Annotated in this window: 7 protein-coding genes; 2 read left to right on the top strand and 5 right to left on the bottom strand. The window is 62.0% G+C overall.

Annotated features, from left to right (window positions below; translation table 11 throughout):
- Nucleotides 1-154 precede the first annotated feature (154 nt).
- Both ACFFWD_RS10345 and ACFFWD_RS10350 read right to left on the bottom strand, forming a co-directional pair.
- Nucleotides 155-1,312: an O-antigen ligase family protein gene (locus ACFFWD_RS10345; protein WP_376964571.1), complete on the bottom strand. Its 1,158-nt coding sequence runs from the start codon at nt 1,310-1,312 to the stop codon at nt 155-157.
- Entirely contained in the window at nt 1,309-3,882 is a 2,574-nt protein-coding gene (locus ACFFWD_RS10350; RefSeq protein ID WP_376964573.1) for a tetratricopeptide repeat protein, read from the bottom strand. The genes ACFFWD_RS10345 and ACFFWD_RS10350 overlap by 4 nt, the downstream gene beginning before the upstream one ends.
- Before the next feature lie 186 nt (nt 3,883-4,068).
- Between ACFFWD_RS10350 and ACFFWD_RS10355 the strand changes: the two genes are divergently transcribed.
- On the top strand, nt 4,069-5,421 hold the full coding sequence (locus tag ACFFWD_RS10355) for an oligosaccharide flippase family protein (protein WP_376964575.1): 1,353 nt from the start codon (nt 4,069-4,071) through the stop codon (nt 5,419-5,421).
- A 51-nt stretch (nt 5,422-5,472) separates the two neighbouring features.
- On the opposite strand, the gene ACFFWD_RS10360 is transcribed toward ACFFWD_RS10355, so the two are convergent.
- The 3 genes from ACFFWD_RS10360 to asnB form a co-directional block, all read right to left on the bottom strand.
- A complete protein-coding gene (locus ACFFWD_RS10360) occupies nt 5,473-6,864 on the bottom strand; it encodes a WcaI family glycosyltransferase (RefSeq protein WP_376964577.1) in 1,392 nt (463 codons plus the stop codon).
- A 368-nt stretch (nt 6,865-7,232) separates the two neighbouring features.
- Nucleotides 7,233-8,387: a glycosyltransferase gene (locus ACFFWD_RS10365; RefSeq protein WP_376964579.1), complete on the bottom strand. Its 1,155-nt coding sequence runs from the start codon at nt 8,385-8,387 to the stop codon at nt 7,233-7,235.
- A gap of 10 nt (nt 8,388-8,397) precedes the next feature.
- Complete coding sequence (gene asnB / locus ACFFWD_RS10370; RefSeq protein ID WP_376964581.1) at nt 8,398-10,182, bottom strand: asparagine synthase (glutamine-hydrolyzing); 1,785 nt, start codon at nt 10,180-10,182, stop codon at nt 8,398-8,400.
- Between the two features lie 453 nt (nt 10,183-10,635).
- Between asnB and ACFFWD_RS10375 the strand changes: the two genes are divergently transcribed.
- The gene (locus ACFFWD_RS10375) at nt 10,636-11,337 is read left to right on the top strand and encodes a Hint domain-containing protein (RefSeq protein ID WP_376964583.1); all 702 of its coding nucleotides are present in this window, start codon (nt 10,636-10,638) and stop codon (nt 11,335-11,337) included.
- Nucleotides 11,338-11,345: the final 8 nt, after the last annotated feature.

An 11,345-nucleotide genomic window follows, 5' to 3' on the forward strand; every position in this document is an offset into this window, starting at 1 on the left:
GGCTTGCCAAACCAGGGTGTTGGAAGGTCTGCAACCGTCGAGGCGCGCTCGTTTCACTGACGGATGCCGGCCTCGAGCCCAGAACTCACCCGCCGCAAACGGGCGGAGTACCAGGCACTATAGGACACCAATGTTAATGCGCCGATGGTGGGTCTCAAATGCCTCGAACCGGCGTTCGAGCTGTGCCAACGATCGGTTTCATCCTCGGCTTGAACAACAAAAGCAGGACGGACACCGCGAAAGTGTCTCCGAGGCTGAACACTTGCGGTTGAAAAAATGCGCCGAATAGCAGGGCGGCGAGCCCGCCAAAGCGGGCGCACTCAAACCGGTGCTGCTGCCAACTTTTCCCGACACGCCTGCCAGCGTCGATGGCCGCGATAACGAGACTGTACACAAGCAGCAAGATCAGCAGGGCGCCACCGGGAATGCCGAACTCTACGATGATCTTCAGGAAGCCGTTATGGCCCGCCTCCTCGGGGTCTGCCCGCTTGAAACCGATACCGAGTGGATTGTTGGTGATCATATTCTCGGCGAGATGCCAGCGTTCGTCCCGTCCGGAGATGCCGGAGGTAAGACCTCGGTCGGAGTCATCGATCGCCAGGATGTGAGCGATCAGCGGCCAGAAGACGATTGCTGCGATCAGGGCAACAATCAACGCCGGAATTTTTGCCGGGCTCAGCGGATTGAAGGTGAGTTCAAACAGCGCAAGCGCGGTGAGGCAGCCAATCAGCGCATACCGCGAGCTGACCAATGCGATCATTCCAAAGCACAGGATACGTACTGCGACCCCGATGAGGCCGGGGCTGAACAACGAAAACAGGAATCCTGCAAGCAAGGGCGCGGCGAAGATGTTGGGCTGGAGAATCCCACCGACGTCGCGGCTTTCTGGCCAGCCGAGGATCACTATTGCGGAGACGCCAAACAAGCACAAGAGAACGGATGCAACCGTCATGCACCTCTCGAAATCGACGGGCTCCAGCGTCCACAGGGCCGACACCGCCACCGCGGTCACGGGGAGGAGACTGGTGTAGAGTATGCCGCTTAAGGTGCTCGGCTCGTCGTCGTGCAGCTGAAGGAAGAGGGACAGATAGATAATGAGCAGGATCGCTAGCTGCGCGGGGGTCATGCTGGTCACGATCGAGCTGAAGCGAGCAGAATAGGTGAGAGTCATGGTCACGAGGAAAAAGGCCAATCCGATCGCCTGGCAGATCGCGAAACTGTCGCCGATCATCGGATAGCTCAGAAGCGCGCACCACGCCCAGAACGAGACCGAAGCCGCAATGATGGAGATGCGATGATCGTGCAAGGTCATGCGGAGATATCTGACGTTGGCGGGTCATTCGCCGCCTGCGCAGGGGCAGGCGGTGCGACCGGCCGTTCGCTCTCGGCCATCGAGTGCCCCATGCGAATATGGTCGGGCGGGACCCCTGCCAGAAGCCGCTCCATCATGGCAATGTAGGCTGCCTCGATGTGGCGTGTGAACTGCTCCGTGTCGAACAGTGGTGTCGCCAATCGGTTGCGAGCCAGCTTCGCTTTCAGCTCCGCGAGTCTGGCGGGAGTGGTCGCCAACTGGATCGCCAACTGCTCGTATGCGGTCGGCGTTGTGGTGATCAATTCCGGCAACCGGATCGCGTTCAGGAGGCTGGCGCCGACGCGACCTGCGAAAGTGTCGCCAAGGCAGATCAGCACAGGCAGTCCTGCCCAGAGCGCATCGCTTGCGGTGGTGTGTGCTCCGTACGGGAGCGTGTCGAGGAACAGGTCGGCACAACGATGCCGCGCCAGATGCTCGGCGTTTGGAAGCCGGCGGGCAAATACCAGTCGCTCCGGTGCTATGCCTCGTGCGTTCGCTTCCCGCCGCAGGTTGGACGCAGCCGTCGCATTGTCTTCAAACAGCCACAGGACGCTGTCCTCTACCGCCCCCAGGATTCGCATCCAGCTGGAGAAGACGGTTGGCGTGATCTTGTAGTTGTCATTGAAGCAGCAAAACACGAAAGCCTTCTCGGGGAGCCCATGTTCTGCGCGGGTCGGCGCTGTGTCAGAAATCGCGCGACTGCGATCGTTTGCCTGGTAGCTTTCAGGAAGCCAGACAATTTTCTCCGCGTAGCAATCGAAATCGTGCTCGGGAATGACAATTCGGTCAGCGATGACGTAATCGATGAAGCCGGCGCCGATGGTGCCGGGAAAGCCGAGATAGTTGACCTGGATCGGAGCGGGGCGCATGGCAAAAATGCCGGTCCGCGCGTCCCGAGTGTATCCCTTCAGGTCGACCAGGATGTCGATACCCAGAGCCCTAACAAGCTCGGCAATTTCGGCGTCGCTCCGTGGTCTGGCGTCGACGAAGCGGTCGAACGCGGCTTCGAGGCGGCGGCGCATGTCCGAACCATCGTCCGGACCGATCGAAATCGCGGAAACGTCAAAGTGCGCCCGGTCGTGTTGCTCGAAGACGCCCGCCATCAACTGCGAGGTCGCATGTTGATGAAAATCGGCCGAGAGATAGCCGATGCGGATGCGATCTTGATCGTGGCGTGCGCCGCGCCAGGCCGGCGCGCTTGGAGCGCCGAAGTTGTGCCCGATCCATGACCGGGCGCATTGAAGCTGCTCGGCAGATGTGGATGGAATCGCGATGAACATGAACGGCGCGACCGTCGTTCCGTTTCGGACCGATGATATGACCGACTGGCAGCCGGCCTCGAAATCGGTCCAATCGCAATGATGCATCCTGGCGCGCAGGCAAGCAGCAGCTACGGCTGGTTGATCAGGATTGCGAGCAAGAGCGTGGTTCCAGGCGGCCAACGCTTCGTCGTAACGTTTCTCGAGATAGGCGACCTGACCCTTCGCCAACCATGCACCCGTCAGGTTCTGGTTTAAGGCGAGCGCACGGTCGAGAGCCGTCAAGGCATCATCGTGACGACCAAGCGAAAGCGACGACGTCCCGCGGCCGAACCATGCCTCCGCGAAAGTGGCATCCGCAGCGATGGCGCGATTGAACGCGGCTTCCGCGTCGCGCTGGCGTCCTGATCGAAGAAGGATGTTTCCGTGCCCGGACCAGGCCGACGCTAGGTCCTGCCGGGCAGCGAGCGCACGGTCGTAGGCTTGGGCTGCGTCCTGACGGCGATCGAGCTCGAGGAGGGCGTTGCCTCGGCCCACCCACGCTTCGGGAAGGTCGGGTTGGAGCCCGAGAGCATGGTCGGCCGCGGCCAAGGCCTCGTCGCGTCGGCCGAGCTGGATCAGGGCATAGCAGCGACCGATCGACGCTTCGGTGTAGTCGGGCCGTAGCGCTAGAGCGTCGTCATAGGCCAAAAGTGCGTCGTCGTAACGGCAGTTCGCGAAGTAGATCGTGCCCTTGTCGAGGTGGGCCTCGGCGAACTTTGGCCTCAGCCGCAATCCCTGATCATACGAGGCGAGCGCGGGCTCATATTGCCGTGTCTTCGCCAATGCCGATCCAAGCATGAAGTGAGCCGGGAAATGGCTGGGATGGTTGGCCAGCAGCCGTGTCAGCTGTTCGATGGCTTGCAGGTGGCGGCCCAATGCCAAAAGCCCGGCCGCGCTCCCGTGCAGCAGCCCCAGGCTGGTGGGGGCGAATTGGAGGCCGTGTTGGCAAAGCCGGACAAGCTCTTCATGCTCGCGGGCCCGCTGCAGAACAGCCGCGTAGTTCTCGATGAACTGCACGTTCATCGGCTTCGCCTCAAGCGACCGTTTCATCAGCAGCTTGGCGCGGTCGATATTTCCCGCCGCAGCCTCGGCTACGCCCAGAAAATGCAGCGCCTGAAGGTTATCGGGGTTGGCATTGACGATACGTCGATACAGTTTGGCGGCAGCTGCGATATCCCCTTTGTTATGCAGGGAGAGCGCCCGATCCAGTATCTTTCCCTCGTCACGCATCACTGTTCATCCAACCTTGCCCTTCTAGGCGTCCATTTGAACAGGACTGTGACACGAGGCGGGCTCTCTTCAGTCGAATAAGCGATATCGTAACGACGATATCAGGTATCAATCGATGTGATGTTGGTCTACAGGGGAGCATCCAGTCGATCTCCCGGCCACGGCAATCGGTTCTCAGAACAGGCCATGCTTGACCCCACCGCTGCGAGTTCCAAACGCCGGGAAGCAACGAAAAGTATTGCGGCCTCGTCGCCCATGTTCGCGACTCGCCGTATTGCCGCTGGGCTGAGGGCCGTTCACGGTCGATGGCAGCAGATCGTCAACGTCGGTCTGCTGATCGCGGGGTTCGGACTGGGGCAGGGGACGATCTTCGCCGTCCAGACCGTGCTCGTGGCGGCCGGCGAGTACGACCTGCTTGCCGCTTTCGGCACGCATTATTCGTTCGCGGTCCTGGGCATCATCCTGGTCGATGCCGGAGCGAGCACTACGCTCGCTCGCGTTGTCGCGCGCTTGTCGGGCGAGCGGACGCCGTGCGACGAAGTATGGCAGACTTTCTGCGAGACCACCGCGATCAGACTTCTGATCGCCGCGCTTGTCTGCGTGGCCACCGCGACTTACGCGCTCGGATTTGTGTCTGGCGGCTTTACGCGATGGTACGTCGCATTGGCCGTTCCGGGATTGCTGCTATGGGCGGTCAATCCAGTCGGCCTGCTCGATGGTCTCAGGCTGAGCGGAGTCAGCGGGATCACGGGATCCGCAGCTTACGTTATCACGGCGATCGGCCTTGCCCTGGCGACGCACCGGTCGGCCGAGGCGGCGGGCGCGATCCTGGGGGGCGCTTTCTCGATCGGGTACTTTGTGACGGTGGCCGCACAATGGATTGCGCTCGTGCGCAAAGGCTGGTTGCCTCAATTCCGGAAGATGACGCGGGCTGGACTGATGAAGGCGTTCAGGGACGGCGCCGCGCTGCTGTTCCTGAGCGTGCCGGGGCAGATCAATATGCGCGTTCAGCTGCTGCTGAGCACGGTCTATCTTGGTGCCGAGACGACAGCGCTAGTCGTGTATGCCAAGCAGATCGCCACGGCGGCAAACCAGATCATCGTGTTCATTCTTCGGGTCGAGTTTCCTAGCCTTGTCGAGAGACTGGCTGAGCCGGGAAAGCACAGCCTTGGCAGCCTTCTGGGAGCGCAGAAGATGGCGCTACATAGCGCCGTGATCCTGGCTGTGGGCATTACCGGTGCTTCCGTCATCGCGGCTGCGGTGCCTGCTTTCGGCCTGCATCGGGGGGCGGCGATCATCGCCGCATTTGCGCCGACGATCGTGATGCTGTCACTCTCCTCGATGATGACACAGTCGATGGCAGCGCTCGGCGCTTACGGTGTGATTGCCAAAGCCCTTGCGATATCTTCGGTAACAGCAATGCTGGTCGGCTATGCGCTGGTTTCGACGCTTGGCGTCTACGCATTGGTTGTCGGAGAGGTCTCGTTTCACATCGTGGCCTGCTACGTCGTATATCGATATTTGCGACGCTTGGGCTGATCCCGCCGGTGTGCGATCGGCCAGTCTCAGCAATGGAACGGCCGCGCCCCGTTATTCCTTTCCGGATCCGATGCTCGTCACATTCGGACGTAGGCGTCGATTTGTGGACATGCGGTCTGGCCACTCCGGCCTGCGGCGGCTGCCTGTTGTCAGTTGCTCCATGGAGCGAACCGATCGTGCCGGCTGCCGCGGGCGAAGAGCTGCAACCGCTGCCTGCTGCGGAAATGCAAGGAATTCGCGCTCGAGCGAGCGGATGATCGGCATGCGATCCCATTTTTGCTCGGCGCGTAAACGTGCGATCGCGCCGAGGCGGGTTCTCAGATTGGCGTCGCCAGCAAGGCTGGTTACGGCGGCGGCAAGTGCCCGTGCATCGCCCGGAGGAATGACCAGGCCGGCGCCTTCGACTTCCGACGCGATGCCGGTGCCGGGAGCAGCCATGGCGATCACCGGGCGCCCGGATGCCAGCATGCCCGCAAGCTTGGACGGCAGCACCAGATCGGAGATCTGGGCCTTCTGCGGCAGCAGGTGAATATCTGCCGTACTGAGCAGTTCCGCGACGCGCGCCTGCGGCTGCAGGTCCAGGAAGCGCATGTTGCTCATGCCGCTCGCCATGTCTACGAGCGCCGGCTTGATCGGACCGTTTCCGCAGAGAACAAATTGCACGGAAGGATGGCTGTTCTGAAGCGAGGCGGCAGCTTCGACGATCAGCTCTAGGCCTTGCTTGTTCGACATCGCGCCGGAGTAGAGCGCCACGATATCGGTCGGCTTCAGGCGCAGTTCCGAGCGGATGCTTGTTTGACTGGGGCCGGGTGCGATAGCGCCCGTGTCGATCCAGTTCCGGAATTCCCGCAACTTTTCCGGCGCGATTCCCTTCTGTTCGAGCCGCCGCATCATTTGCGGCGAGATCGTCGATATTCGATCAAACGAGTTCAGGATCCGCCACTCGACTGCAAGCATCAGCTTGTGCGTTACGGAGTCTTTCCGCAACAGCCCGAGCTCGTACGCGGCGTCGACCTCCATATCCTGAACATGGAGCCAGGACACTGCCCCGGCCATTCTCGCGGCCATCCCCGCGATCGGGGCGGACAGCAGCGACGGTGCTACCGCGAACACGATGTCTGGACGCCAGCGGACGGCGGCCGACAGCAGCGGGACCGCGGCCGACATCAGGAAGGACGCATGGTGGAGCAGTCTTTTCGCCCCTGAAGGGCGGTCCGGCACGTAGATCGGCGCTCGTATGATGTCGACGTCGTTAAGTGTCTCGTTCGTGTACCATGCCGAACGATATTCGGCCGGAACCTTCCAGTCCGGATAGTAGGGCGGCGCCGTCACGACACGAATCGTGTGACCATGCGCGGCCAGGCTCTCGCAAAGCTCGGTGGTGTATTTTGCGACACCGATCAGATCGGGAGCATAGTTTATCCCAATCACCAACACCCGCATGACTGCCCCCATTTCCGTCGAAGCGAAGCGCTTCGATCGGCCGCCGTCGGCTACGCCCGGGCTGAAAAGGTCATGCGGTTGTCTGCGGGGCCCGCGGCTCAGGAAGCGCTGGCCGTGGCCGCACTCCTTGAACGCAGGTCAAATAATCAAACAAATTGCTTGACGCTTCAGCGCGCCGCGTTTGCGCGCCGGAGTTGATATCATTAATTATGTGACAATCTCACAAAGATGATATGATATCAGAGATTGAATGTGATGGTGATGCGGGCCGGAATCTGGCGTAGGCGCTACCGCCTATGCGGCCAACGCAAGCCACGGGGCACTGCCTTGAACTGCGCCCGGCTCAGGGTTTCGAACCACTGCTGCTGTCAGGAATGCACCGTCTTCACGGCGTCGATCAACGTGGTCGCCATCCGGTCGATACTGAATCGATCCGCGAACAGGCTGCGAGCTCGCTGGCCCATCGCCGCCCGGTCTTCCGGTGATAGTGCCAGCCATGCCTGCAGGTTCTTGAGCGTGCCCGCTTGCGAGTCGTCGGCGACAAAACCCGCGCGGGCGGCGTGGACCTCTCGCCATATATTGACTTTGTCCGAGATCAGCACGGGCAGACCGCAACCCAGGGCCTCAGCGACGGCAATGCCGAAATTCTCCTGGTGCGAGGGCAGCAGGAAGGCTTCGCTGCAGTAGAACGCTCCCCATTTGGCGTTGCCCTGCAACATGCCCGGCCATGTGATCCGATCGGCCACGCCCAAAGCCTGGGCCCGAGTCTTGAGCTGGCTGGCCCAGCCGGTCTGGTCCGGCCCGGCCATGAGCAGGTGCAGGCGAGGCTGCTCGGCCGCCACACGGGCGAACGCTTCAACCAGCAGGTCGCAGCCCTTCTTGACGTGCAGGCGCCCGAGAAAGAGCAACACCCGCTTGTCGCGCAACTCGGGATGGACTGCCAGGAAGTCCTCCCGCAGCGAGGCCGCGTCCTGCGGCGGCAACTGAGTGCCGTAGGAGACAACGACCTCGCGCGCCCGGTACAGCCAGAACGATTGTCGCGCCAGCAGCCGCTCCTCCTCGCTGGTGAACAATACGGCTGCGGCATCGCGCAGAACCCGGTACTCGGCCCAGGGCCAGTAGAGCCATTTCTTCAGGTGTTTGAGGGGATAGGTCTGCTTGAACCAGGGATCGAGCATGCCGTGCGTGAACACGACGTAAGGCCGCCGCAGCTCGCGCATGACCTGCCAAGCGGCAAAGCCGTGGTATTGCCAGAGCCCGCTCACGATCACGGCATCGAAGTCGCCGGCATGGGCGCGCAGCCAAGGGCGGAATGGGGCCGCGTAGGAGTAGGTACCGCGCGGCGGCCCGAGTGCATGTACGGTCAGTGGAAAACTCTCCACGTGGGGCGCCTTGGGATCATCCAGGCAGGCCACTTCGACCTGATGCCCCATCTCCAGCAGTCGCAAACCTCGTTGACGCACGCCCTCAACGGGCCCGCCATACCGAGCATCGACGGACGACATCACATGCAGCAGCTTCATTTGTGTCACCTCAGGCAGCGGCAAAGTGTCGATACAGGTGCATCGCCCAGTCGCGATGCCGCATGACGGCGCTGCCGGCACCCGGATTGAGCCACTGATGGATCGGCACAGCAAAGCCGGTCTTGGGCCTGTTCAGCACGCCTTCGGGTAGTTGTGGCGCGACGCGCCTGACGATGGTGCGCTTTTCGCTGTTTGCGTCGAAGTCCGGAAGCTCCACGAACTGTTGCAGCAGTTGCAGATCAACCAGGGGCACGCGGATCTCAAGCGAATGCGCCATGCCGGCCCAATCGGCATCGCGCAGCAATTGGTTGCGCATGTACCACTGCATTTCGAGGGCGGAGACCGCCAGCCGATCGCTGTCCAGTCCGTCGATGCTGCAATCGAGGCGGTTCAGGGTCGCGAGCTCCTCCAGGCCGTCTCGGGCCATCGCCGGGTCCATCAGGCGCGCGAGCTCCCACGGCATGTGCAGCCCGCGGCGCAACAGATAAGCCCCCGACATGCTGTGGCCGTATTCGGCGAGGCTCGCATATTTGGGCGACGGCAGCGCCGAGGCGAAGGGCCGGGCCAAATGTCGGAGCAGCAGTCCGGTTTGTTCGCCCACCGGCGCGCGGCGCATCAGCTTCACTAGGCGCGGCACCTGTCGGAAGCTCGGGTAGGAGCCGAACAGCTCGTCGCCGCCGAGCCCCGAGATCGCCACTTTCAGGCCTTGCGCAGCAGCTGCCTTGGAGACGAACCAGACGTTGATACCGTCAATCGAGGGCTGATCCATCGCGGCGATCAGCTTCTGTCGGTCGCGCTCGAAATCGCGAGCCGAGATACGATGCACCGCGTGCTTCGCGCCGAGCAGGTCGGCGACCTCGCCGGCCAGCCCCGCCTCGTCATTGGGGCCGTCGGCGTACTCGTTGAAGCCCAAGGTCAGCGTGCGTAGCTCGCCGGCCGTCGCCGCACAGGCCGCAAGCATGGTCGAGTCCAATCCGGCCGACAGGAAGACGCCGACGGGCACATCGGCGACCATGTGCGCGGTCACGCTGTCCTTGACCGCTGCAGCTATTTGATCGAGCGCCACGTCGGTTTGGGTGCCGGCGGCCGTGGACAGGCGACTCAGCGCATCCACGATGTTCGCAAAACGGACCGGCTGCCCGGCGCGCTCGGCGCTGAAACGTTGCCAATGCCCGGGCGGCAGCGCACGAATGCCGCGATATAGGGTGTAGGGCTCGGGCACCGACCCCCACAGCAGGAAGCCGGCGTGGCCGGCTGGTTCGGGCCTCCGGTCCACCGGGGCCTGCAGCAGCGGCTTGACTTGGGATGCGAAGCGCACGGTGGCGCCATCGTCCGCCACGTACAACGGCTTGATGCCGAAGGGGTCCCGCGCCAGCAGCAACTCGCGCCGACGCGCGTCCCAGAGGGCGAAGGCATACATCCCGCGCAGCTGGGAGAACATTCCTTCGCCACGTTGGGCATAGAGCTTGAGCAGGACTTCGGTGTCCGACTGGGTGCGCGTCGCGAAGCCGTCCTGGTTCAACCGGACGCGCAATTGCTGGTGGTTGTAGATCTCGCCATTGAAGCAGATCCAGTTGCCGGTGTCGGGGTCAAGCATGGGCTGGGCGCCACCTTCGCTGAGATCGATGATGGCCAGACGGCGATGCCCGAAGCCCACGCGCCCATCGTCGGCCAGCCACAGGCCCGCGGCATCCGGGCCGCGCGCGACCATGGCGTCACGCACGCGCAGCAGTTCGGCTCGGTCGATGGGAGGCGCGTCTGCGCGGTACGCGAAGGCGCCAGCAATTCCACACATGGTTCAGTTCTTCAGGGTCGAGGGTTGCGAATTGGCGGAGGCTGGCGCACGGCCCTCGGAGGGTTGTCGCAGGTTAGGCGTCGATGGAGCCATCTCCCTGGAAGTACGCCACCCAGTTCCGGCGCTGTCGCGACCACCCTTCGTGCACGGAAAGCATATCGACAACGGTCTGCGCACCAAGGCCGCACCAAGCTGGAAATCGTCCCCGCCCGGAGCAGAGGGAGGAGCGCCAACAGCATTTGCACGCTATTGGCCTGTTACCAATATAGCTTGTGTATCCCGTCGGTTTGTCACCAGTGTGAAAGAGCGCCCGCCAGCCGGGGAGAGGCGGTATTGCAAATCATCATGTTCCAATGTTATCTTTAATATTATTTGAACTAGATCAAATGTTATCGTCGGACGATGTAATATTCGCACGGTTGAGCGACCGGCCGAGATTTCTGGAGATGTTGGATGTCCAAACCAAGTATCGAGAAGGTCCGGACAAAAGCGGTAACGCGTCGCGGGGTCGTCGCTAAGACAGCGATGGCGGCTGCCGCAATGGCTGGAGGGCTAATTGCACCGAACGTTGCGAATGCCGGCAATGGCGGCGGCAACGGCGGCGGCAACGGGAACGGGAAATGCTTCCTTAGAGGCACCAGAATTTCGACAATAGCAGGGGAACGCAAGATCGAAGATCTCGGTATCGGCGATATGGTTGCGACACACTCTGGAGGAGCGCGTCCGATCGAGTGGATCGGACGATTTCGACGGATCAGGCGTGATCTCAGCAAGCCCTGGGTGAAAGATGCGCTGCCCGTCCGGATTGCCCGCTCCGCGCTCGCCCCTAATGTTCCATCTGCTGACCTCTATGTGACGCAAGGTCACGCCTTGCTGATCGACGGGCTGCTGATCCCGGCTGGAGGCTTGGTCAACGATGTGACGATTACCGTCTACACTGCCGAGGAGCATGACGAACTGGAGTTTTTCCACATCAAGCTCGAGAGCCATGATGTGATCTATGCTGAAGGAACTCCATGCGAGACCTTGCTGCAGGTCGATGAGACGATGAGCAATTTTGCCGGCTATCTGCGCAAATTCGGGGGATCCGCAAAGCGCGAGGTCAGAGCTGGTCGCGGAATTCTGCACAGGACGATAAGTGGAATTTCTGCCTGACAGCGGGC

This window comes from Bradyrhizobium erythrophlei, from assembly GCF_042430365.1.
GTDB lineage: Bacteria > Pseudomonadota > Alphaproteobacteria > Rhizobiales > Xanthobacteraceae > Bradyrhizobium > Bradyrhizobium erythrophlei.